General features: G+C 62.2%; 24 protein-coding genes and 1 tRNA gene. 10 read left to right on the top strand and 15 right to left on the bottom strand.

Annotated features, from left to right (window positions below; all coding sequences use genetic code 11):
• Positions 1-158: 158 nt before the first annotated feature.
• Positions 159-1,055 (bottom strand): ankyrin repeat domain-containing protein, encoded by an 897-nt coding sequence (locus P9228_RS19945; RefSeq protein ID WP_278055109.1) that lies wholly within the window; start codon positions 1,053-1,055, stop codon positions 159-161.
• A gap of 158 nt (positions 1,056-1,213) precedes the next feature.
• Between P9228_RS19945 and P9228_RS19940 the strand changes: the two genes are divergently transcribed.
• The 5 genes from P9228_RS19940 to P9228_RS19920 all read left to right on the top strand — a co-directional run bounded on the left by P9228_RS19940 (position 1,214) and on the right by P9228_RS19920 (position 4,619).
• A complete protein-coding gene (locus tag P9228_RS19940) occupies positions 1,214-2,101 on the top strand; it encodes an RNA ligase family protein (RefSeq protein ID WP_278055107.1) in 888 nt (295 codons plus the stop codon).
• A 481-nt stretch (positions 2,102-2,582) separates the two neighbouring features.
• The gene (locus P9228_RS19935; RefSeq protein WP_278055106.1) at positions 2,583-2,963 is read left to right on the top strand and encodes a cytochrome c family protein; all 381 of its coding nucleotides are present in this window, start codon (positions 2,583-2,585) and stop codon (positions 2,961-2,963) included.
• Positions 2,964-3,094: 131 nt separating this feature from the next.
• Positions 3,095-3,283: a hypothetical protein gene (locus P9228_RS19930; protein ID WP_278055105.1), complete on the top strand. Its 189-nt coding sequence runs from the start codon at positions 3,095-3,097 to the stop codon at positions 3,281-3,283.
• Positions 3,284-3,973: 690 nt separating this feature from the next.
• Positions 3,974-4,078, top strand: a complete 105-nt coding sequence (locus P9228_RS19925) for a putative RiPP precursor (RefSeq protein ID WP_127246299.1) — start codon at positions 3,974-3,976, stop codon at positions 4,076-4,078.
• A 352-nt stretch (positions 4,079-4,430) separates the two neighbouring features.
• Positions 4,431-4,619 carry a hypothetical protein gene (locus tag P9228_RS19920; RefSeq protein ID WP_278055103.1) on the top strand — a complete coding sequence of 63 codons (189 nt, stop codon included), beginning with the start codon at positions 4,431-4,433 and terminating at the stop codon, positions 4,617-4,619.
• Positions 4,620-5,272: 653 nt separating this feature from the next.
• On the opposite strand, the gene P9228_RS19915 is transcribed toward P9228_RS19920, so the two are convergent.
• From P9228_RS19915 to P9228_RS19900, 4 genes are all read right to left on the bottom strand, one after another.
• Positions 5,273-5,653: a MucR family transcriptional regulator gene (locus P9228_RS19915; protein ID WP_278055101.1), complete on the bottom strand. Its 381-nt coding sequence runs from the start codon at positions 5,651-5,653 to the stop codon at positions 5,273-5,275.
• 30 nt (positions 5,654-5,683) lie between these two features.
• Positions 5,684-5,911, bottom strand: coding sequence for a hypothetical protein (locus P9228_RS19910; protein WP_278055099.1), 228 nt, complete (start codon positions 5,909-5,911; stop codon positions 5,684-5,686).
• 120 nt (positions 5,912-6,031) lie between these two features.
• Complete coding sequence (locus tag P9228_RS19905) at positions 6,032-6,394, bottom strand: hypothetical protein (RefSeq protein WP_278055097.1); 363 nt, start codon at positions 6,392-6,394, stop codon at positions 6,032-6,034.
• Between the two features lie 347 nt (positions 6,395-6,741).
• A complete protein-coding gene (locus P9228_RS19900) occupies positions 6,742-7,098 on the bottom strand; it encodes a hypothetical protein (protein ID WP_127246298.1) in 357 nt (118 codons plus the stop codon).
• Between the two features lie 77 nt (positions 7,099-7,175).
• Between P9228_RS19900 and P9228_RS19895 the strand changes: the two genes are divergently transcribed.
• Complete coding sequence (locus P9228_RS19895) at positions 7,176-7,538, top strand: hypothetical protein (protein ID WP_278055094.1); 363 nt, start codon at positions 7,176-7,178, stop codon at positions 7,536-7,538.
• Positions 7,539-7,915: 377 nt separating this feature from the next.
• On the opposite strand, the gene P9228_RS19890 is transcribed toward P9228_RS19895, so the two are convergent.
• From P9228_RS19890 to P9228_RS19875, 4 genes are all read right to left on the bottom strand, one after another.
• Positions 7,916-8,125 (bottom strand): hypothetical protein, encoded by a 210-nt coding sequence (locus P9228_RS19890; RefSeq protein WP_127246297.1) that lies wholly within the window; start codon positions 8,123-8,125, stop codon positions 7,916-7,918.
• A gap of 415 nt (positions 8,126-8,540) precedes the next feature.
• The gene (locus P9228_RS19885; RefSeq protein WP_278055092.1) at positions 8,541-9,041 is read right to left on the bottom strand and encodes an Hsp20/alpha crystallin family protein; all 501 of its coding nucleotides are present in this window, start codon (positions 9,039-9,041) and stop codon (positions 8,541-8,543) included.
• A gap of 27 nt (positions 9,042-9,068) precedes the next feature.
• Positions 9,069-9,473 (bottom strand): Hsp20/alpha crystallin family protein, encoded by a 405-nt coding sequence (locus tag P9228_RS19880; protein WP_127246295.1) that lies wholly within the window; start codon positions 9,471-9,473, stop codon positions 9,069-9,071.
• A 12-nt stretch (positions 9,474-9,485) separates the two neighbouring features.
• Positions 9,486-9,995: an Hsp20/alpha crystallin family protein gene (locus tag P9228_RS19875; RefSeq protein ID WP_278055091.1), complete on the bottom strand. Its 510-nt coding sequence runs from the start codon at positions 9,993-9,995 to the stop codon at positions 9,486-9,488.
• Between the two features lie 477 nt (positions 9,996-10,472).
• On the opposite strand from P9228_RS19875, the gene P9228_RS19870 reads away from it, so the two are divergent.
• Together P9228_RS19870 and P9228_RS19865 are read left to right on the top strand one after the other, a co-directional pair.
• Complete coding sequence (locus P9228_RS19870) at positions 10,473-10,793, top strand: hypothetical protein (protein ID WP_278055090.1); 321 nt, start codon at positions 10,473-10,475, stop codon at positions 10,791-10,793.
• On the top strand, positions 10,790-10,975 hold the full coding sequence (locus P9228_RS19865; protein ID WP_127335513.1) for a hypothetical protein: 186 nt from the start codon (positions 10,790-10,792) through the stop codon (positions 10,973-10,975). The genes P9228_RS19870 and P9228_RS19865 overlap by 4 nt, the downstream gene beginning before the upstream one ends.
• Positions 10,976-11,074: 99 nt before the next feature.
• On the opposite strand, the gene P9228_RS19860 is transcribed toward P9228_RS19865, so the two are convergent.
• Positions 11,075-11,151, bottom strand: a tRNA-Pro gene (locus tag P9228_RS19860).
• A 200-nt stretch (positions 11,152-11,351) separates the two neighbouring features.
• Between P9228_RS19860 and P9228_RS19855 the strand changes: the two genes are divergently transcribed.
• Complete coding sequence (locus P9228_RS19855; RefSeq protein WP_278055088.1) at positions 11,352-12,872, top strand: phosphomannomutase/phosphoglucomutase; 1,521 nt, start codon at positions 11,352-11,354, stop codon at positions 12,870-12,872.
• Positions 12,873-12,882: 10 nt separating this feature from the next.
• A complete protein-coding gene (locus P9228_RS19850) occupies positions 12,883-15,120 on the top strand; it encodes an AGE family epimerase/isomerase (protein WP_278055086.1) in 2,238 nt (745 codons plus the stop codon).
• An 89-nt stretch (positions 15,121-15,209) separates the two neighbouring features.
• On the opposite strand, the gene betB is transcribed toward P9228_RS19850, so the two are convergent.
• The 5 genes from betB to betI are packed head-to-tail and all read right to left on the bottom strand — an operon-like array spanning position 15,210 to position 21,491.
• Positions 15,210-16,673 (bottom strand): betaine-aldehyde dehydrogenase, encoded by a 1,464-nt coding sequence (betB, locus tag P9228_RS19845; RefSeq protein WP_278055084.1) that lies wholly within the window; start codon positions 16,671-16,673, stop codon positions 15,210-15,212.
• Between the two features lie 55 nt (positions 16,674-16,728).
• Positions 16,729-18,381, bottom strand: coding sequence for a choline dehydrogenase (betA, locus tag P9228_RS19840; RefSeq protein WP_278055083.1), 1,653 nt, complete (start codon positions 18,379-18,381; stop codon positions 16,729-16,731).
• Positions 18,374-19,378 (bottom strand): threonine/serine dehydratase, encoded by a 1,005-nt coding sequence (locus P9228_RS19835; RefSeq protein WP_278055082.1) that lies wholly within the window; start codon positions 19,376-19,378, stop codon positions 18,374-18,376. Before P9228_RS19835 ends, betA begins: the two co-directional genes overlap by 8 nt.
• Positions 19,375-20,904, bottom strand: a complete 1,530-nt coding sequence (betC, locus tag P9228_RS19830) for a choline-sulfatase (protein ID WP_127240181.1) — start codon at positions 20,902-20,904, stop codon at positions 19,375-19,377. Before betC ends, P9228_RS19835 begins: the two co-directional genes overlap by 4 nt.
• On the bottom strand, positions 20,901-21,491 hold the full coding sequence (betI, locus tag P9228_RS19825; protein ID WP_067320854.1) for a transcriptional regulator BetI: 591 nt from the start codon (positions 21,489-21,491) through the stop codon (positions 20,901-20,903). The genes betC and betI overlap by 4 nt, the downstream gene beginning before the upstream one ends.
• Positions 21,492-21,497: the final 6 nt, after the last annotated feature.

Here is a 21,497-nt window from a genome sequence, read left to right as displayed (position 1 = left end):
CCCATCAGGAGTCCGGTGGAGGAACCGGCAATCTCTTCGATGCAAGACTGGCGCCAGCATTCCCGTCCTAAAACGACACAGATGTGTTTGGTCTCAGCCGGCCAAGGCGTGCTGCGCACATGCTTTCATGATCGGCATACAGCTCCCTTGGCGAGCAATCAGGGGAGCGGGATCGGCTTGTCGCTGAGTGTGCGCAAGTAGGCAATCAGGTTGACCCGTTCAGTCTCGTCCGGAACGCCAGGCGTCTCCATCTTAACGCCCGGCGTGGTGAGCATGGGCCCGAAAAGATATCTGTTCAGGTCCTCATATGTCCACACACCTTCCCAGCTTAGCAAGGCGTCGGAATAATCCATATTTCCCGTGGAAGCCTTGTCGCGGCCGACGACCCCCCACAAGTTCGGTCCCGTTTTGCTCCCTGCCTGGGGCTCGCCATTGTGGCAACCGTGACACACATGGGTGAAGTAGGTTCGGCCATTCTCGACGTCGGCAGCAGCCAACTTCATCGAGATCGGAGCCGGTGTGGGCAAGACGACGCCGTGCGACATGAGATAGTCAGCGATTTCGCGTTGCCCCTTGCGTTTTGCGAGATGGATCGGTGTCTTGCCGTCCTTTGTCCTCGCATTCACGTCCGCGCCGGCCTCGACCAGTGCCTTAACGCAATCGATGCAACCGAGATTGACCGCGATGTGGATAGCGTTTTCGCGGCTGCGCTTCGAATTTGGATTCGCGCCGCCGTCCAGCAACAGATTGATCAGGTCGATCCTGCGTTTTGCCAAAGCTGGCATGAGGGCAGGACCCAAAACCTGTGTCGGGGCGGCGTTGACGTCCGCACCGCGTTCAATGAGCAGTTTTGCCGCTGCGAAATGCCCACCCTTGACCGCAAGATAGAGTGGCGTCGCTTTCCCGTCACTCTCATCGACGCCGGCACCTGCGTCGAGAGCTGCCGTGATCGCCCCGACATCGCCGTTCATGGCGGCGTCGTGGATGGCGGCGGCATACGATGCCGTCGGAACGGGCAGAAGCAGTAACAGAATGAAAAGCAAAACGTCGCGCATTCGGCATCCCCTGTGCAACCGGAGGACGTTGGCACGCTTCGAGAAGCGCAGAGTCTAGTTGGAATGCCAAATCGCGGCAAGGTATTTCAGTAACTGCTAACGGAACCGAAGCCGCCATTCGATATTGAGTCAAATTCGAGTTTTGCGTTGGGGTTCGTATGCGTAAGCCTGCTGGGGAAGCCCGGCTGTCGTTCATTAAGCCGCTGGATCCTGTCCAAGTCGAAACACCGCCTGTCAGCGATGATTGGATTCATGAGATCAAATATGATGGCTACCGAACCCAGCTCATCCTCGACTGGGCCGGTGCCCGTGCTTTCTCTAGAAACGGCCATGACTGGAGCAAACGATATTGGCCGATCGTCGCTGCGGCCGAGAAGCTGCCGGCGAAGTCCTTCATCCTAGATGGTGAGATTATCGCGCCGGAGCCGGATGGCCGGCCGAATTTTCACAGGATGCACTCCCGCATGGTCTGGAATGCCGAGCAGCTCGCTTTCGTCGCGTTCGATCTGCTCGACCTCGACGGCCAGGATCTCCGTTCCGTGCCGCTGATCGAGCGCAAGGCCAAGCTCTGGGAACTGGTGAAGCCGGCGAAGGGGATCATCCAATACAGCGATCACGTCGAAGGCAATGGCGCTGCTTTCTTCGAGCAGGTCGAGAAGATGGGCCTCGAAGGCATGGTCTCGAAACGACGCGAGAGCCCTTATCGAAGCGGGAAGGTCGATTCCTGGGTGAAAACCAAATGTTGGGATGTCGGCGACTTCGAACTTCTCGGCATCAAGCGCGAGCCAGGGAAGCCCGCCGCAGCGATCATGGCGCGCGGTGGCCGATATGCCGGCACGGCGTTCATAACGCTGCCCAGCGGCCTCAGGGAACGGCTTTGGAAGCGTGTCGAAGCGGCCAAGGCCTCGAAGCCTTCCCGGCGTGTCCCCAGCGCCTTCGCCGATGATGTCGAATGGCTGAAGCCAGGCATCATTGGCCGCGTGAAATTCCTTCGCGGCGAGCACACTCTACGCCATGCGAGCCTGCAGGACTTTCGCGAAGGATAGGAGGTCACCGCCATGGGTCACTTGAAGGCATACCTGTAAACAACCATGGCGGCCTCATCCGTCACCCGGACCCAGCGTTGTTCGTCCCCGCGTGTATTCGTCACTTCACTGCCGGTGGCCGTCTCCGCTGCCACCCACGGCGTATTTGCCTTGATGGTACGACGGGCAACAACACTATCACCATCCATCTCTTCGACCCGACAGGCCTTCATGTGCGACCCCGCTCCCTCCATTCCTTATCTGAACAGAGATCGAGCACGCTTTGTTCCTGGGCAAAGCGGCGACGAGACTTTAGCTGCCGCTCGGCCTCTCCACGGGTTTGTGGAACCTCATCAGCTTCGCACAACTGGCGTTTCTACCTCGGCTTAATACTGTGGTATGTAGACCCCGCAATTCCATTGATGGGACCACGGATATTCTGCTCCAACTGGCGTGGTGCGGATCGTCCTGCGCAAATGACGATCGATCAGGGAGGAATGCCATGCGCGCAATCGCACTTTTCATCGCCGCGTCGGCCACGATCTTCCTTGCAAGCCCTTCGCGGGCGCAGGATGCCGCCGCAGGCGAGAAGGTCTTCACCAAGTGCAAGGTCTGCCATATTGCCGACCAAGACCAGAACAAGGTCGGCCCGTCTCTGCTCGGCGTCATCGGGCGCACCGCGGGCACGCATCCCGGTTTCACTTATTCCATGGCCATGACCGAGGCCGGAAAATCCGGCATCAAATGGGATGAGCCCACGCTGACAAAGTATCTTCATGACCCCAGGGGGATGGTCAAAGGAACGAAGATGGCGTTTCCCGGCCTCAAGAACGATCAGGACGTGGCCAACGTGATCGCTTACCTGAAACAGTTTTCCAAGTAAGGCCCGTCGGCTTCACGCTCATGAGCTGCGGCGGACTTTCGTCACAAACTCATGATTCGCACGCTACACTCCACGAGATATGATTCACCGCCGCGCGGGGAATTGTTTTCGCCCCCGCCTGTGAGGGAAAAATGGCGAAATCACACTTGACGGCGTTGGACGCCGAAATCCTGAAGAAGGCCTTCCTAAACGAAGTTCGCTATAACAAGACGCCCGAAGCCGAGCGGCGAGAGCTGGCCGCGAAAATAATCCGGGCATATACCGGCTCTCAGACCGTCGATCCCAAATTGGTCGATTGGATGTGCACAGAGATGACCTAGAGCTCTAAGCTCTGAACAGGGAACATCGCGACACACGAGCGGTTATAGACTGGGCGGCATGGTTTTGTCCTCCGATTTGCCGGCCGTCTGAAAGCAAGACGGAGCCCGCTCGGCCGTCACGAGCGGGCTCTAGTTCGATTCTGGCCCTGCGACCGAAGTCCAATTCTCATTCGCATTGGTCTTATCGGCGAAGCATGCCCCTCGACGTCCGTTCGCTTCCATCCCAAAATTGTAACGGTAAATGCACCGGTAAGGATGCTTAGTAAGAGTTGATTCAACCCTTGCTAGTATCGGTAGGTGGTGGCGGCTCCGGCCAGGGGTAGGGTTGCCTGAAAGCCGAAGCCGCCTGCGCGGCCGATGGGACAGGCCGCGCTGTCTCAAAATAGGACAGCGCGGTCTATAATCAGTTAAGGCTAACGTATTCCCCGGTTCCCTCCTTCGTATATTTGCAAGGGTTCAACGGAACGGACGCTCTCGGTGTTACTTTGTGGCTGCAGGCAGTCCATATCCAGGTCACTGGGGATTTGCCGCTCAGCCCGTCGCCTGTTCCCCCATAGCCTGGCGGCGGGCTGTCGCTATATCAGCACTCGTCGGCAAACAGACAGATGCCCGCTGGACCTACATCATTTTTGAATGACGGCGCGCTGCTGCCCCGCCAGATCATGGCCAACTTCAACAAGGGGATTCGCCATGAAGCGCACCTATGAAAAACCTACCCTGGTCAAGCGTGACCGCCTGTCGGCCGTCACAGCCAACATCGTCGTCTCGCTCGCGAACGGCGCGTCGTCCCGATAGGACGATGCCCGCCACCCCAGGCAACGGGATGGCGGGCATCTATTCACTCTCTCTCATGCCGCCGAACGAAGGGACACATGTTCGCCGGCTCTATCAAATGATGTAGCGAGGCGAAGGTTTCAGCATAGGGACCAAAGCGCCAGCGTATCCGACTTCGGTCGCATCGAAGGGAACATTTCCACAAGTCGGCAGGTCAGGTTTCGCGGCGCGGTCTGCCCGACGTCGCGCCGTTGGGGTTGCGCAGACCCCGGAGCGCCATCCCTCAAGGCGGCGGGCTCGTGCATTGAAATTTTCGGCTGCCGGGCTCTTCAACATTCCCTAGCCGGAACCATATTGCGTTGAGACGCTGAGAATGCCTGACAGGGACGTGCTCGAATTGTTGCAGCAATCAGCGTTGGCCGTTCGGCGGTCGCGCGAACTGCTCGAAAGAACCGCAAAGCACAAGACTGCGAAAGTGACCGGATTTAACGGCAAAAAGCGACCAGACGAAACGAGCGGCAACGCGATACGTGTCGTGCGCAAGAAGCGGCCGGTTGAGTGAGCCGCGAAATAGTTAGGGAACCGAACCGAGTTCCTGTATGTTAACCACTATCGCCGGTAACGACCCAACGGACATCGGCGGCTGAGAGACAGCCACCCAGCGCTCCCGTCTGAACAAGACCGGAGCGCAAAATATGTCTCCCTTTGAAGCTCATCGTGCCATGCTGTCAAAATCGATCGCCATCGCGGAGCGGGCGAGGGCTTTGCGCTTGGAGTTCAGGCAGGGTGTGGAGAACGCGCGCTCTCAATCGCAAGAGTGCATAGCGCGTTCCCGTCATCTTCTGGCAACCACACAGGTGCGGTCGTGGTGGCCGAGAGATTCAAGCTGAGACGTTACCCAGAGCGGCAACTGCTCCGACTTCATTCGGGCTCGCGCTGCGATGCCAGCGGAGATCGCGCGGTTGGGTAGCAGAGACCCATGGAGCGCCGCTTGTCCCCTCAGCGAGCGGGCTCTTGGCGGGTCTCACATTTCGCGCCATATGACAGATAGGTGGCCCGGTAGCCTTTGGGTGTGGCTTTGGGGGCCGGCCACCGGGCCTTAGCCGGCAGGGGTAAGTGCCGGCGAGGCAGCATATGCGCGTCTGCTAATAAAGGGAAATTCAGCCAAAGGGCGCTGATCGACACGTGATGCGCATCCTCGCTGGTGCGGCGACCTCATTTTCGGAGGTCTGCAGGCTTCCGCTGAAAGCCCAACGCCTTCGCCAATTCCGATCGCCGCTCCGCATAGTTCGGCGCCACCATCGGATGGTCTGCCGGCAGGTTCCATTTCGCGCGATACTGCTTAGGTGTAAGACCGTGATCGGTCCTCAGGTGCCGCTTGAGCGACTTGAACTCCTTGCCGTCCTCCAGGCAGATGATGTGATCGGGGAAGACCGAGCGCTCCGGGTCGACGGCAGGCTCCTGCTTTGGCAGCAGGGCTGCGCCAGTGAGCGAGTAATACACCGACGCGATCAAATCCGCCAAGTCGGTTACCGAGACGAGATTATTGCTAACATAAGCGGAGACGATGTCGGCGGTGAGGTCCACTAGTGACATGCGAAATCTCTTTTGTCTGACAAAGCCTCTCTATTTGAGGAAAGTGAGCGGCGCAATGGCCGCGGTTGTGCAACGGAGTGCTATAGACTGAATATCGAGTCCCTTTCGGTCAGGAGTGCCCATCCGCCGAAGCTCCGTGCCAACAATCGGCGTCTCCACTGACAGGACCTTGAACAGGTCATATTCGCGATTATAGCGGCGAAGGTAGTTTTGGACGTTCTTGCGGATGGTATCGACCAGGATCGCGCCTTCAAGCACGGCCCGGCATCACCGGCCGGGTAAGATTCCTTCGCGGCGAGCACACGCTTCGTCATGCGACGCTGCAGGATTTTCGCGAGCAATAGGAGGCCCTCGCCTGCCTTTGGTTAGGTGCAGGGTTCACATCGTGTCGGCCGGCGCGAAGAAGCAATTCTCGTCTTCTTCGGTCGGATGCAGGCAGATGTGAAAATTGTCGTCGCCAGATGGAATGACCACGTCGTAGGGAACGAAATAACGGTTTTGATGAGTGACTCTGCCGTGATCGCCCGGTCGAAGGATGATTACATAGCCATCTGGCCGCGGCGTCACCGTACTGGCGGGGATTTTGCCGCATTCCCCGGTGGCGGAATCGCCGTGGCAACAGGCAGGTGGATACGTCCAGCTTCTGGAGCTGTGCGCCAAGGCCAGACTACCATAGAGGACTGCAGCTGTGACCACAATGCTCGCCAGCCCTGCGCGTTCTCCCGTGCCGACCTGATGCATCGGGGCGCCCCTCGCGTGACCACGTCAACGGAACTCATCCAGATTAACATTTACTAATACGTCGGGCAAACGGAGGGCCGGTTTCATGGCGCTTGCATGGGCCGGAACATTCCACCAGTCGGCAGGTTGGGTTTGGCAACCCGATTTCTGCCGAGGTCGCGCCGCTGGGTTGCACAGACCGCGGAGCCCGCTCGTCCCCTCACCAGTGGGCTTTGGCTTTCGCTGGGATCGCTCAACGCAGCACGTGCGCGTGCGGCGTTTGCTTTCCCTTATGAATGCCGGCTTCTAGATGGCATTCTGGCGGGAATTTGCAAGGCGGCGCAGCCGCAGCAAATAATCCGGCCTCGTCAGTAACGGCACACCCGCACGCGTTCCAGCACCCGGCGGTGATGATGCCAATGCCTCACCCACTTGACGTGGCAGTGGCGATAGTGGCGGTGCCGGTAGTGGTAGCGATGCGGATAGCGGGCCACGTAGCCGGGATAGTAATCGCCGTAATAGCGCGGGCCGTAGTAGCGGCCGCCATAGTCGTAAAACGGACCGCCGCCGTAGAAAGGACCACCGTTGAATGGGCCACCGTAGAACGGGCTGAAGCCGCCGAATGGACCGAAACCGAGACCGAAGAACCCCTGCGCATCCGCAGGCGCGACCGTGGCTGCCGCGGTGGCAACGGCGATCACTGAAGCAAGTAGCAGTTTTTTCATGGCAACCTCCTCCTGAAGGCTGATCATCGGTTAAACGCGGCGTAGCAAACCATGTTCCCGGTCGCTAATATTCCCGGTTGCACGAGGAGATTGCCGCGAAGCGGCGACAACGGGCCGGTATGGAGCCCGCTCGCCCCTCACGAGCGGACTCCTGGTCTTCTGACTCGGAAACCTATTTCGTGCGGATGAGCGACGGCTGGACCTTTCAGGAACTTATCGAGGCGGGCATGTCGGTCACTGGCGGCTGCCTCGATTGCCGTCGTCACCACAAGCTCGATCTGCCGGCGCTGCGCGACCGCTTCGGCGCCGATGCTCCGGCTATGGAATGGGACTTGCGGCCGAGGATGAAATGCGGCGTGTGCGGCGGCAAGCGGATCACGCTGACCTATTCGCCAGACACCAGCCCAAAAGAGCTTCACCGCAAAATAGTTCTTAGCTGAATATGGGAGCGTGCTCTCGCGAACGCTCAAAGACTGACGCGAATGGGCGCCCGGCCTGCGAGGAGTCGGGGGACGCTTGAGCTAACAGGCCGGGCCGTTTGCCCTGTGTGAGGAAAGGAGGGCATGTCCGTACTATGCACCACCTTTCGACGGCCTGACAGTAGGACTTTAGTCGAAGCTAATAAAAAGCCCGTCGCAGCTAATGAGCGTAAGCGACGGGCTTCCTGCGATTACAGCGGCTACAGAGTCGGGGGAACACTCGACCGCTTACTTGTTAACCACTGATCCGGGTTTTCGTTCCATAATGGGACAGTAATGCCGCGCTGAGGGCGGCCTGGCGGGCTAGCTTACCAAAGCCGGGCGACGGACCTGCTTTGCTATCCAGGCCGCGTTGAGTCGTTGCGCGTCGGAGTTTTCGATCTCATTTCAAGTGCGCGCCGGAACGCAATAGCACCCACATCGCAACCGTGCTTGGAGGGGCCGTTCGAGCTGATGACGATCTTGGCTTGCGCTACGGTCAAACCGTACTTCTCAGCGAGTGTCTCGGGATCGTAAGTGTCTTTCCAAAGTTCGATTGTCTTGGACATGCAGCCTCCAGGCGAAAATGCAATACCAAAGCCCGCCGCCGGGAGGATTTGGCGACGAGCTATGGAATGGACACAGTAGCGGAACATGACGCTGGGCTAATAAAGCGTCGGGCCTGGCTTTTGTTCCAACCCCTTGGCAAGCCTCCTATATCGCCCAGCATGACCGGCTGGACTCTCCAAGGGCTGATCGACGCGGGCATGTCCGTCACCGGGGGCTACCTCGACTGCCAATGGCATCATCGGTCATGCCAGGTACAGCCATACGCCAGAAAGCCCTAGCGCCAACTCTGAGCCCGATCCGGACGGACGTGCTCCGACCGCGCCATCTTCGGAGCCCGGCGGTCGTTCCGCTTGGCGTAGTATTGAAGATGCGGCGGGGGCGTCCGCCGCATCGACCTCTTTGCCCTTCGCGGCTTCAGTCGGTTTTCACCTCGATCTTCTTCACCCGCGAAAGTGCTTCTTGGGTCTTTGGAAGCGTCACCGTCAGGACGCCATTCTTGAATTCGGCGTTCGCCTTGTCCGTGTCCACGACGGAGGGCAGCGGGATCGAGCGATAAAACGAACCGTATGAGCGCTCCGACAGGTGGTAGCCCTTCTTGCTCTCCTCACGCTCGCTCTTCTTCTCGCCCTTGATGGTGAGGGTGTTGTCCGTCAGCGAGACATCGACGTCCTGCCGGTCAATGCCGGGAAGCTCGACCGAAACCTCCAGCGTGCTGTCGGTTTCGTCGATGTCGGTTCGTGGGCCCCCGACTTCCCGGCGGCCGAGCGCGCCGAAGGGTTGATCGAACCGTCTCCAGAAATCCTCGAAGATGCGGTTCACGTCGCGCTGCAGGGAAAAGACGGGGTTGTCCTCCTCCCGCTTCGCAATTTCGCCGCCCTTATTGTTGCTCCATGGAATCAGGTCTCTGATTTGCATCGTCAACCTCCTTTTACCCTCCATTGCTTAAGCCATCTTGAGTTGGATTTTGCGAGCCTTGGCCGGCGCCGCCTTGGGCAACACCAGTCGCAGGACGCCGTTCTTCTGCGACGCCTCGATGCCATCGCGGTCGATGTCCTCGGATAAGGTGAAGACGCGCTCATAATCGCCGGCGCTATATTCCGCATAGACCTGACGATAATTCTCATGCTGTTGATCGGCCGCGTAGCCGCGGATCGCCAGTGTCCGTTTCTCAAGGGTGATATCGACCCCATCCGAGGCGACGCCTGGCATATCGACGAGAAGGACCACGTTGTCCTGCGTCTCATAGATGTCGGCGCGCGGTATGAACATGGGCCGCGAGCGGGTCCGCTCCCCTCCGTCAAGCTTGCTGGGGACCTGGCGTTCGGTGGTCTTCAGTTCCTGAGCCATGTTTTCCTCCTCTCATCCCTTGATCTCGATCTTCTTCGGCCGATCGGCTTCGGGTCGACGCAGCTCGACCTCGAGCAGCCCATTGGCAAAACGTGCCTCGACCTGTTCCGGATCGACGCGGAACGGCAATTGCACCGTCCGCGCGAAGCTTCCATAGGGGCGCTCGCGACGGTGCCACACGGATTTCTCGTCCTCCGCCCCCGCTTGGCATTCGCCCTTCAATGTGAGTGTGTTCTCGCGCACCGTAAGATCGACCTCATCGGGCGCGATCCCAGGCAGTTCGGCTGTCAGCGCTACGCTATCCTCTCCGACCCAAAGATTGACCGGGGGAAACTCCTGGGCCGCACTGGTCAGGCCGGCCAGGCGCTGATTCACTTCCTGTTGCATGCGCCGCATTTCCAGAAACGGATCGAATCCGACGCGGCCCAAATCCGATAGCAGCATGGGTATCCTCCTTCGATTGAACCAGACGTTGCAACGCACGAAGCACGCGTGCACCGGAGCGAACTGGATCGAAGGCAATCGGGGCGCGATCAGGCATGACCGAGACGGCCGAGAGCGCCAACTCGCAATCGCGAGGAGGGGGGTTCGGGCAAACACCGGAACACATCCTCTATGCGAGCGACATGAACCGAACTCGATCCATGATAGGACCGTCGTTCCCGTGCCAGGACCCGATAGCGGCATCCGGCAAAAATGAGTTAGGTGAGGCAAAATTGCGTTTCAAGATGTGATGAGACGCTCGGCGAAAGGCGCGGCGAGAGCCCGCCCGGAGATTTCCGGGCGACCCGAAGAGCAATCCTACATCACGAACGAATCAGCCCGCAGCAAGCCTACTCGGGCGCTGCAAACGATCGAGCGGGTTGGCGCCTCGCGGACACAAAGCCGGCTCGCTACAACTCCTTCGCATGGCCTGCTGGTCTGTGTGATCTATGGGACAGACCTAAAAGATTCCACGGCGGTCTTGACGATCAAGGAAAATGTTCCTCTTTTGTTCTCATGCCCGAGACCTATGGCCCGAAGCGGCGCGACTATCCGTTGTCGAACCTGAACGACACCATGCGCCTGGTTCGGGTGCGGTGCCGGTATTGCAAGCGGCAGCACAATTACCACCCGTCGGATCTGATCCAGATCTTCGGTGATGTCGACGTCGACTCGCTCGCCTACCGCATGAGATGCGAGAACGGCGGCGATCACGGCATGCTCGATGTCGAGGCCTTCGTCCCGACCGGCCGCGAAGGCGTCGGCTTGCGCATCCGGCGCCTGGTGGCGATCAAGATCAACCGGGTGCCGGTTTGGAAGGAGGAAGGTCCGAAATGACGAACGACCAATTCGAACGCGCGCTTGAGGCTCTGCTCGCGGCCGATCCCGGGCCGGTGTCGATCAAGGCCGGCGTAGCCGCGCTGCGCGCGATCGGGAGCGAGGAGCCGGATGGCGAGCTGCAGTCGCTGGTCGGAACGTTCGCGGCCGAGCGCCGCAGGGCGATACGCTTTGACCTCTGAAGCCAGCAGGGCGACGACCGTCATCGGCCTGACCCTGAGTTTCAGGTGGGATATCAGGTGGGAGGTAAAATCGGGAGGAAGCTAACCGATTGTTTTTTCTGGTCGGAGTGGCAGGATTTGAACCTGCGACCCCATCGTCCCGAACGATGTGCGCTACCAGACTGCGCTACACTCCGTGACCAGACGGCGGGCTTATAGCCGCCACTTTCCGATCCTGCAAGCGTCAATGGCTGCACTTGTGTCGCATTTCTCGGCTTTCACCAATCTTGCCCGGATGGCATGCGATTTAGCCGTCGGATAAAGCCCGGCTTAAAGGCTTTCGTGATAAGCCGCGCCCTCTATAAATCGGCATTCCGGCTCTCTGGAGTTTCGACCATTGACCTTCACGATTGTTGGCGAAGCCCGGCCCAACAGCTTCGAATTCGAGACCTCGGCGCTGATCAAGGCGTCGGGCTTTCGCGAGTACGACGCGCGCTGGTGGGTCGGCCATCCCGGCTCGACCAAGGCGCCGGAGCTCAATTTGATCGGCGTCCAGGCGCTCGGTATGGGTCTGGGCACGCTGATCCGGCGCCTGGGCGTTGGGCCGGATATCGTCACCGGCCATGATTTCCGCTCCTATTCGCTGTCGATCAAGCTGGCGCTGGTCTCCGGCCTGATGGCGGCGGGCGCCCGGGTGAAGGATATCGGCCTGGCTTTGTCCCCCATGGCCTATTTCGCGCAGTTCGCGCTCGATACACCCTCGGTCGCCATGGTCACCGCCTCGCATAACGAGAATGGCTGGACCGGCGTCAAGATGGGGGCGGCGCGGCCGCTCACCTTCGGTCCGGAAGAGATGGGCGCGTTGAAGAAGATCGTGCTCGAAGCCGACTTCGACCTCCGCGGCGACGGTGCCTACGAGTTCATCTCCGGTTTCCGGGAGCTCTATGTCGATGATCTTACCAAGGGCAAACACATCTCGAGAAAGCTCAAGGTCGTTTGCGCCTGCGGCAACGGCACGGCTGGCGCCTTCGCGCCGGAAGCGCTGGCGCGTGTCGGCTGCGAGGTGATCCCGCTCGACGTCGAGCTCGACCATGCGTTCCCGCGCTACAATCCCAATCCCGAGGACATGCAGATGCTGCGTGCCATCAGCGAGAAGGTGCTGGAGACGGGCGCAGATGTCGGACTGGGCTTCGATGGCGACGGCGACCGCTGCGGCGTCGTCGACAACGAGGGGAACGAGATCTTCGCCGACAAGGTCGGGCTTATGCTCGCCCGCGATACTTCATCGCTCCGTCCGGGCTCGGCCTTCGTCGTCGACGTCAAGTCGACGGGGCTCTTCGCCACCGATCATGTGCTCAAGGCGAACGGCGCCACAACTGACTATTGGAAGAGCGGCCATTCCTACATGAAGCGCCGCGTTGCCGAGCTCGGTGCCGTCGCCGGCTTCGAGAAATCCGGGCATTTCTTCTTCAACCCGCCTATCGGCCGCGGCTATGACGACGGGCTGATCACTGCGATCGTCGTCTGCCAGATGCTCGACCGCAATCCGCGGAGCTCGATGGCCGATCTCTGCCGCGCGTTGCCGCTGACCTACGGTACGCCGACCATGTCATCGCAATGCCCCGACGAGGTGAAGTACGGCGTGGTCGACCGCGTCGTGGCGGATTTTCAGACGATGCACCGCGAAGGTGCTGACTTTGCCGGCCAGAAGATCGTAACGCTCATCACCGTCAACGGTGTGCGCGTCGTTGCGGAGGACGGCACCTGGGGCCTTGTGCGCGCCTCCTCGAACAAGCCCGAACTTGTCGTGGTGGTGGAGAGCCCGGTATCGTCCGAGCGGCGCCGGCAGATGTTCGAAGCCGTCGACGCCGTGCTGCGCCGCAGTCCCGAAGTCGGCGCCTACAACCAGACCTTCTGACAGGGCAGCCATGAGCCAGCGCATCGTCAGTTTCGTCATGAGCGGCGGCGTCGGCTCGCGGTTATGGCCCCTGTCGCGCGAGGACAATCCCAAGCAATTCCACGACCTTTCCGGCGACGGTTCGATGCTGGCCAAGACCTTGCGCCGGCTGGCCGCGCGGCCTGAAGGGCAGACGCCGATCTTTCTCATCGCATCGGAGCGCCATGCCGACCGCGTCCATGCCGATCTTGCCGGCATTGATCTCGCTGGCGGCGGCCCATTGTTCGAGCCCACGGGGCGCAACACCGCCGCTGCCGTGGCGCTTGCCAGCCTGCGCACCCTCTCCGAATTTGGCGATGAGCTTATTCTCGTGGTGCCCTCCGACCACGAAATCTCCACCGCGCGGCAGTTCTGGCGGAGCGTTGAAGCGGGTGCTGCGGCGGCGAGAACCGGTCGCTTGGTGGTGTTCGGGATTAAGCCGACGCAGCCCGAAACCGGCTATGGTTACATCGAGGTCGCGGCCGATCGCGACGGCGTGTTCGACGTCTCGCGCTTCGTCGAGAAGCCCGACCTCGCCACCGCGCGGGCTTATCTCGACGCCGGCAGCTTTTATTGGAATACCGGCATTTTCCTGTTTCGCGCCGGCGCCATGCGAGATGCCTTCGCCGCCTTCGAGCCCAGGATCTGGCAGGCGACGGAAGCCGCTTATCACGCGGCGACCAACGATCTTTCCGGGCTCTACATGCCGCTGGAACTTTACTCGGCGATCCCGTCGACCTCGATCGACTACGCTATCATGGAGCGGGCAAAGGACATCGCCATGGTGGCGGCCGGATTCCGCTGGAACGATCTCGGTTCGTGGCAGTCGCTGCTCGATGTCGGCCCGTCCGACAGCCACGGTAACGTCATCCTCGGCGATGTCGTCGCCATCGATTGCGAGAACTCCTACATCCGCGGCGACGGCCGGCTGCTGTCGGCCATCGGCATGAAGGACGTGGCCATCGTCTCGACGGCAGACGCCACCTTCGTGGCGCCGGTCAGCCACAGCCAGCACGTCAAGAAGATCGTCGAGCAGCTGGAGAAATCCGGCCGGCTGGAGACGAGGTTCACGCCGGCGCATGACCGCGTCATCGAGAGCGGCGCCTGGCGGCGCCGCGTTCGGCACTGGCTGTTCGAGGAGACGCTGCCGCTGTGGTCGAGGTCAGGCGTCGATGAGCGCCATGGCGGCTTCCATGAGGCGCTGGGCTTCGACACCGCGCCGTTGATGAAGCCGAAACGCATGCGCACGCAGGCGCGCCAGATCTATGCCTTCGCCGTCGCCAAGGAGCGCGGCTGGGACGGCCCGGCGGATCGGCTGATCGCTCATGGCCTTGACTTCATGGCAGGCCGGGGCCGCACCGACAAAGGCGGCTGGGTGCGCACGCTCAATATCGACGGCTCGGTCGCCGATCCGGTCGAGGATGCCTACGACCATTCCTGCGTGCTGTTGGCGCTGGCGCACGCGCATATGTCGGGTCATCCTGATGCGTTGCGGCTCGCCGAGGAAACCTTTGCTTTCCTCGATGCTCATCTCGAGGACAGCCGCATGACAGGTTTCCTCGAAACCTCCGACGGCGAGGGCGAGCGTCGCTCCAACCCGCACATGCATCTGCTCGAAGCCTTTCTCGCTTGGCACAGAGCCACTGGCGAGCGCGCCTACCTGCGCCGCGCGGCGCGCGTCATAGATCTCTTCCGCAGTCATTTCTTCGATGCCGAAAGCTGGACGCTGGGCGAGTATTTCGACGACGGCTGGAAGCCCGTAGCGGGCGAGAAAGGAACATGGACCGAACCCGGCCACCATTTCGAATGGGCCTCGCTGCTCGTCGATTTCGCCGCCCGCAGCGGCCAAGCCGAACTCACCGGCTTCGCCCGCAAGCTCTATGCCTCGGCTGTCGCCAACGGCCTCAACCGCGCCACCGGCCTTGCCTATGGCGCCGTCTCGCGCCAGGGCCTGCCGCTCGACACGGTCTCGCGCAGCTGGCCCCAGGCCGAGGCGATCAAGGCTGCGATCGCGCTCGACGGCTCGGGTGGGCCGGACCTCAAGCCGGAGATCGAGGCGCGCGTCGGCCACCTGTTCCGCTGGCACATCGACCCGGCGCCGCTCGGCCTCTGGATTGACCGCATCGACGAGCGCGGCCGGTCATTGGCGAGCGACGTGCCGGCCAGCATCTTCTACCATCTGGTTTGCGCGCTGACGCAGTATCTGGACGGAACGGCGGAGAAGGGGTGAGGGGGCAACTGGCGGCAACGCAGAAGCTGCCAATCTCTACCCTTGCGGAGGAGATTGCTGTCACTGCGGGCTTTTGGCCAATCGCCAAGTCAATACGGGCTCGCCACATCCCCCGTCTCGACATAGACCGCCTTCAGCTGCGAATAGTGCGCCAGCGCCGCCAGCGAGTTCTCGCGGCCGATGCCGGACTGCTTGACGCCGCCGAAGGGCATTTCCACCGGCGTCAGATTGTAGGCGTTGATCCAGCAGGTGCCGGCTTGCAGCTCGGCGATCACACGATGCGCGCGCGGCAGGTCGCGGGTGAACACGCCCGCCGCCAGGCCGAGGTCGGTGTCGTTGGCGCGTTCGATCACCTCGTCCTCGCTGTCGAATTTGAGCACGCTCATCACCGGCCCGAAGATCTCCTCGCGCGCGATCCGCATGCCGTCGGTCACGCCGGTGAACACCGTCGGCTCGATGAAGAAGCCGCCTTCGAAGCCTTGCAGCGAGGGCACATTGCCGCCGCTGGCGAGCGTCGCCCCTTCCTCTCTGCCGGCGGCGATGTAGGAAACGACCTTGTCCTGCTGCGCCTTGTTGACCAGCGGCCCCATCTGCGTTTCCGGATCGAGCGGATCGCCGATGCGGATCTTTTTGGTGCGCTCGACCAGCCGCTCGACGAAGCGGTCATGCAGGCCCCTCTGCACGAAGACGCGCGTGCCGTTGGAGCAGATCTGGCCGGTCGAATAGAAATTCCCGAGCATGGCGCCGCCGATGGCATTTTCGAGATCGGCATCGTCGAAGACGATCAGCGGCGACTTGCCGCCGAGCTCCATCGTGGCGTGCTTCATCTTCGAGCCGGCAAGCGACAGCACCTTGCGGCCGGTCGGTACCGAGCCGGTCACCGAAACCTTTGCCACGACATCATGGCCGACGAGGCCGGCGCCGACATCGCCATAGCCCTGCACGACGTTGAACAGCCCGTCGGGCAGGCCCGCCTCGCTGTAGATTTCGGCCAGCGCCAGTGCCGAGAGCGGCGTGTTCTCCGACGGCTTGAACACCATGGCGTTGCCCATGGCTAAAGCCGGCGCCGACTTCCAGCCGGCGATCTGGATCGGATAGTTCCAGGCGCCGATGCCGACGCACACACCAAGTGGCTCGCGCCTTGTGTAAGCAAACGGTCCGCCGAGATCGATCATCTCGCCGTTGAAGGCCGACACTGCGCCGGCGAAATATTCGAGGCAATCGGCGGCCGAAGGCGCGTCCGCCACCAGCGTCTCCTGGATCGCCTTGCCGGTGTCCAGGGTCTCGATGCGCGCCAGGTCGGCATTGCGGGCGCGCAGGATATCAGCGGCGCGGCGCAGGACGCGGCCGCGCTCGACCGGCTTCATCCGTGCCCAGGCCGGCTGCGCCGCGCGCGCGGCCTCGATCGCCAACTCCAGCACGTTCGGCGTCGCCGAATGCAGCGTGGCGATGGTCTCGCCCGTCGCCGGATAGATCACCGGCAGTGGCGCGCCGCCTTCGTCCTCGATGTAGCGGCCGTTGACGTACTGCGATGCCGTTGGCTGGGCGCGCATGGTGTTCTCCGTTCGTAATCGCCGGGGCGGGGGAGGGCGCCCGCCGGATCATGCGCTATCTGTCTGCCACCTGCCAGCGCGGATTGATCCAGGGTTCCTGGTTGGATGGCGCGAGCGGCGTGCGGCCAAGGATGTGGTCGGACGCCTTCTCGCCGGTCATGATCGACGGCGCGTTCAGGTTGCCGTTGGTCACCCGCGGGAAGATCGAGGAATCGGCAACGCGCAGCCCCTCGACGCCGATCACCCGGCATTCCGGATCGACGACGCTGGTCAGGTCGTCGGCGCGGCCCATCCTGCAGGTGCCGCAAGGGTGATAGGCGCTCTCGGCGTGATCGCGGATGAAGGCGTCGAGCTCGTCGTCGGTCCGCACATGGGCGCCCGGCGAAATCTCCTTGCCGCGGAAGCCGTCGAAGGCCTTCTGGCCAAAAATCTCGCGCGTCAGCCGGATGCAGTGGCGGAACTCGCTCCAGTCGTCGGGATGCGACATGTAGTTGAAGCGGATCACCGGTTTCGCTTTCGGATCGGGGGAGCGCAGGCTCACCGAGCCGCGCGACTTCGACCGCATCGGCCCGACATGCGCCTGGAAGCCATGCGACTTCGCCGCCGCCTTGCCGTCATAGCGCACCGCCGCTGGGATGAAGTGATACTGGATATCGGGGTAGTCGACACCGGCCTGCGAACGCACGAAGGCCGCCGCCTCGAAATGGTTGGTGGCGCCGAGGCCGGTCTTGAAGAACAGCCACTGCACGCCGATCATTGCCTTTGAGAACGGGTTGAGCACCGAATTCAGCGTGATCGGTCTGGTCGCTTCCTGCTGGATATAAAGCTCCAGATGGTCCTGCAGATTGCGGCCGACGCCCTGCCGGTCGGCAATGACCTCTATGCCGTTTTCCTGCAGATGTGCGCCCGGACCGATGCCGGACAGCATAAGGATCTTCGGCGAATTGATCGACGACGCCGCCACAATCACCTCACGTCGCGCCTTAACGACCTGAATCTGTTTGTGAGCTTCGATCTCGACGCCGACGGCACGTTGATTCTCGATCACCACGCGCCGCGCGAAACCTTTGAGCAGGCTAACATTTTTTCGTTTGAGCGCCGGCTTCAGATAGGCATTGGCCGCGGACCAGCGGCGGCCGCGCCAGATGGTCTGCTCCATCGCCCCGAAGCCTTCCTGCTTCGATCCGTTGTAGTCGTCGGTGAGCTCGAAGCCGGCCTGCCGGCCCGCCTCGAGGAAGGCGCCGTAAAGCGGGTTCTTGCGCGTGCCGCGCTGCACATGCAGCGGGCCGCCCTGACCGCGCCAGCCGTCCTCGCCGCCGTCGGAATCCTCCATGCGCTTGAAATAGGGAAGCACGTCGGCGAAGCCCCATCCGGCAGCACCCTGTTCGGCCCAATGGTCGAAGTCGCGCGCATGGCCGCGAACATAGACCATGCCGTTGATGGAGGACGAACCGCCGATCACCTTGCCGCGCGGGGTGGCGAGCACGCGGCCGCCGAGATGCGGCTCCGGCTCGCTGGCGAAGCCCCAGTCGTAAAGGCTCATATTGAGCGGGATCGACAGCGCCGACGGCATCTGGATCAGCGGCCCCATATCGGTGCCGCCGAACTCGATGACGATCACCGAATGCTTGCCGTCTTCCGACAGCCGGTAGGCCATGGCCGAGCCGGCGGAGCCGGATCCGATGATGACGAAATCCGCTTCAAGCATTGTTCATATGCGCCATAAAGTCGGCGAGCGAGACATTGCCGCCGGTAGCCACCACAAGGACGGTTTTGCCCGCCACATCCACCTTGCCGCCGAGCAGCGCGGCAAGCGAGGCCGCGCCCGAAGGCTCCAGCACCAGCTTCAGCCGCTCGAACGCGATCTTCATTGCACCCCTCACCGCGGCATCCTCGACGGTGACGCCGCGAACCCCGGCAGCACTCACCGCCGCGAAGGGCGCCTCGCCTGGCTTGCGCGCCATCAGCCCGTCGCAGATCGATCTCGGCCCGATCGGCATCGTCTCGATCGCGCCATGCGCCAGCGACGCTCCCATGCCGTTGAAGCCTTCCGGTTCGACGGCGATGATCTCGGTGTTCGGTGACAGATAATGGAAGGCGAGCGAAACGCCGCCGATCAGCCCGCCGCCGCCAACCGAGCAGAACACCAGATCGGCGTGGGCCTTCTTCGCCGCCAACTGGTCGAGCGCTTCCAGCCCGGCCCCTGCCTGGCCGGCGACGATCTCGGGATCGTCGAAGGGATGCAGCAAGGTGAGCTGCTCGGTCTCGGCGATCTCGCGCGCCTTGGCGGCGGCGACTTCCTCGCGGGCACGCTCGCCATGATCGGTCAGCACCACGCGCGCGCCATAGCCGGCGGTCGCGTCGCGCTTGGCGGCAGGCGCGTCGATCGGCATGACGATGGTGACGGGAATGCCGAGCGCCTGGCCGGCAGCCGCAAGCCCTTGCGCGAAATTGCCGGAGGAATAGGCGACCACGCCCTTCCTCGCTTCGTCCGGTGACAGCCGCTTAAGGCGCCAATAGGCGCCGCGCACCTTGAAGGACCCCGCCCATTGCAGCGATTCCGGCTTGACGAACACCCGCGCGGCGCCGGCTTCCCGGGCAAGTGCGGCCGAGTCCAACAGCGGCGTGACTTGCGTCGCCGTCGAGGTCACCGCATAGGCCTGCTTCAGGCGGTCGAGGGTGGGAACCAGAACGTCTTCCATCATTCGCCTCGCGGATACCGTTTGCTCTCTTCGAGGTTGTCGAGATTCATGTGATTGCGCATGTAGCGCTCCGAGGCTTTCTGCAGCGGCTGGAAATCCCAGGGGTAATAGGCGCCGTTGCGCAGCGCCGGGTAGACGACCCAGCGGCGTGCCTGGCTTTCGCGCACCGCGGCATCGAACGCGGCCATGTCCCAGCGCGCCCGGACCTTTTCCATGAACGCCGCCACCAGGGCAGCGTTCGCCGGCTCGTCAGCGAGGTTGTTCCGTTCGAGCGGGTCGGCCTCCAGGTCGAACAGCTGCGGCGCGTCGAGCTCGCAATGGACGAATTTGTATTTGCCGTCGCGGATCGCGGCCAGCGGCGCATAGGAGCCTTCGGCGGCATATTCCATGAGAACGGGTGCGGTGCGCGGCTTGCCGCCGAGCAGCGGCAGCAGCGACTGGCCGTCGGTCCACGGCGCGATTGCAGCGATATCAATGCCGGCGAGGTCACAGAGCGTCGGCGTGACGTCGAGATTGGAGACGGGCGCCTCGATGAGGCCGGCTGGCACGCCGTTGCCGGCGATCATCAGCGGCACGCGCGCCGAGCCCTCGAAGAAGCTCATTTTGAACCACAGGCCGCGCTCGCCCAGCATGTCGCCGTGATCCGAGCAGAACAGGATGATGGTGTCGTCAAGCATGCGAGTGCGCTTGAGGACGTCCAGAAGCTCGCCGAGCTTATCGTCGACATAGGAAATGTTGGCGAAATAGCCGCGCCGGGAACGGCGCACCTGCTCGAGCGTGATTTCGAAGGACTGATAGTCGCTTGCCCGGTAAAGGCGCTGCGAATGCGTGTCCTGTTCGTCATGCGGGATGAACGGCGTTTCGGGATCGAGCGTCTGGCAGTTCTCGTAAAGATCCCAGTACTGCCTGCGCGCGACATAGGGATCGTGCGGGTGCGATAGCGAAACGGTGAGACACCAGGGCCGATGTCCCGCATCGTCCTGCTCGCGCGAAAGCTGGTACAGCTTTTGCTCGGCCAGAAACACCACCTCGTCGTCATACTCCATCTGGTTGGTGGTCTCGGCAACGCCGGCGCCGGTGACCGAGCCGAGATTGTGATACCACCAGTCGATGCGCTCGCCGGGCTTGCGGTAATCCGGCGTCCAGCCGAAATCGGCCGGATAGATATCGGTGGTCAGCCGCTCCTCGAAGCCGTGCAACTGGTCCGGTCCGACGAAATGCATCTTGCCGGACAGGCAGGTGTAATAGCCGGCGGAGCGCAGATGATGCGCGAAGGTCGGGATCGAGGAGGAGAATTCGGCGGCGTTGTCATAGACCCCGGTGCGCGACGGCAGCTGGCCGCTCATGAACGAGGCCCGGCCGGGCGCGCAAAGCGGCGAGGCGGTGTAGTTGTTGGCGAAACGCGCCGAGCGAGCGGCGAGCGCCTTGAGATGCGGCACGTGCAGGAAATCCGCCGGGCCGTCGGGGAAGAGCGTGCCGTTGAGCTGATCGACCATGACGATCAGGAAATTGGGTCGTTCGGTGGTCAAGGCAGGCTCCGTCCGCTGAGCTTGGTTTCGAGATAATCTTCGACGAGCGCGATCGCTGTCTGCGCATCGGGCACGCCGTCCTTCAGCGCGCGCCGAATGTAGAGTCCGTCGATCAGCGCCGCCGTCGCTTCCGCAGCGCGGTCCGCTTCGGCCCTCGGCAGAATGCCGGTCAGCCCGCTCATCAGGTTGGAATTGAGCCGCCGCGCATAGATACGAAGCAGCCGCCGCAACTCGGTCGATTTCTGCGCCTCGACATAGAAGGCGAGCCAGGCCGCGATGATCTCCGGCTGGAACTGCTCGTCGGAGAAACTGACCGCAACGACCGCCGAGACGCGCTGGCGCGGTGTCGCGGCGACGCGAAGCGCTCGTCTTGTATCGATGTTGAGCTCGGCAAGGATGTGCCGCATCGTGGCGAAGAGCAGCTCGTCCTTGGCGCCGAAATAGTGATGGGCGAGCGCCGACGACACGCCGGCGCGGCCGGCGATCTCCGACATGGTGACGTCCAGCGAACCGCGCTCGCCGATTGCCGAGATCGTCGCGTCGATCAGCGCCTTGCGGCGCAGCGGTTCCATTCCGATTTTCGGCATGCGAGG

The sequence above is a fragment of the Mesorhizobium sp. WSM4898 genome (assembly GCF_029625845.1).
Lineage (GTDB): Bacteria > Pseudomonadota > Alphaproteobacteria > Rhizobiales > Rhizobiaceae > Mesorhizobium.
Note: the sequence above shows the minus strand (reverse complement) of the source record. Positions and strands in the feature narration are given on the sequence as shown.

Coding starts and splice junctions, on each gene's coding strand:
- P9228_RS19940 (WP_278055107.1), top strand. CDS start 1,214: ATGCGTAAGCCTGCTGGGGAAGCCCGGCTGTCGTTCATTAAGCCGCTG.
- P9228_RS19900 (WP_127246298.1), bottom strand. CDS start 7,098: ATGAAAAAACTGCTACTTGCTTCAGTGATCGCCGTTGCCACCGCGGCA.
- P9228_RS19885 (WP_278055092.1), bottom strand. CDS start 9,041: ATGCAAATCAGAGACCTGATTCCATGGAGCAACAATAAGGGCGGCGAA.
- betB (WP_278055084.1), bottom strand. CDS start 16,673: ATGCGCGCCCAGCCAACGGCATCGCAGTACGTCAACGGCCGCTACATC.
- P9228_RS19865 (WP_127335513.1), top strand. CDS start 10,790: ATGACGAACGACCAATTCGAACGCGCGCTTGAGGCTCTGCTCGCGGCC.
- P9228_RS19935 (WP_278055106.1), top strand. CDS start 2,583: ATGCGCGCAATCGCACTTTTCATCGCCGCGTCGGCCACGATCTTCCTT.
- P9228_RS19945 (WP_278055109.1), bottom strand. CDS start 1,055: ATGCGCGACGTTTTGCTTTTCATTCTGTTACTGCTTCTGCCCGTTCCG.
- P9228_RS19920 (WP_278055103.1), top strand. CDS start 4,431: ATGCCTGACAGGGACGTGCTCGAATTGTTGCAGCAATCAGCGTTGGCC.
- betI (WP_067320854.1), bottom strand. CDS start 21,491: ATGCCGAAAATCGGAATGGAACCGCTGCGCCGCAAGGCGCTGATCGAC.
- P9228_RS19890 (WP_127246297.1), bottom strand. CDS start 8,125: ATGTCCAAGACAATCGAACTTTGGAAAGACACTTACGATCCCGAGACA.
- P9228_RS19850 (WP_278055086.1), top strand. CDS start 12,883: ATGAGCCAGCGCATCGTCAGTTTCGTCATGAGCGGCGGCGTCGGCTCG.
- betA (WP_278055083.1), bottom strand. CDS start 18,381: ATGCTTGAAGCGGATTTCGTCATCATCGGATCCGGCTCCGCCGGCTCG.
- P9228_RS19835 (WP_278055082.1), bottom strand. CDS start 19,378: ATGATGGAAGACGTTCTGGTTCCCACCCTCGACCGCCTGAAGCAGGCC.
- P9228_RS19880 (WP_127246295.1), bottom strand. CDS start 9,473: ATGGCTCAGGAACTGAAGACCACCGAACGCCAGGTCCCCAGCAAGCTT.
- P9228_RS19915 (WP_278055101.1), bottom strand. CDS start 5,653: ATGTCACTAGTGGACCTCACCGCCGACATCGTCTCCGCTTATGTTAGC.
- P9228_RS19905 (WP_278055097.1), bottom strand. CDS start 6,394: ATGCATCAGGTCGGCACGGGAGAACGCGCAGGGCTGGCGAGCATTGTG.
- P9228_RS19930 (WP_278055105.1), top strand. CDS start 3,095: ATGGCGAAATCACACTTGACGGCGTTGGACGCCGAAATCCTGAAGAAG.
- P9228_RS19925 (WP_127246299.1), top strand. CDS start 3,974: ATGAAGCGCACCTATGAAAAACCTACCCTGGTCAAGCGTGACCGCCTG.
- P9228_RS19870 (WP_278055090.1), top strand. CDS start 10,473: ATGCCCGAGACCTATGGCCCGAAGCGGCGCGACTATCCGTTGTCGAAC.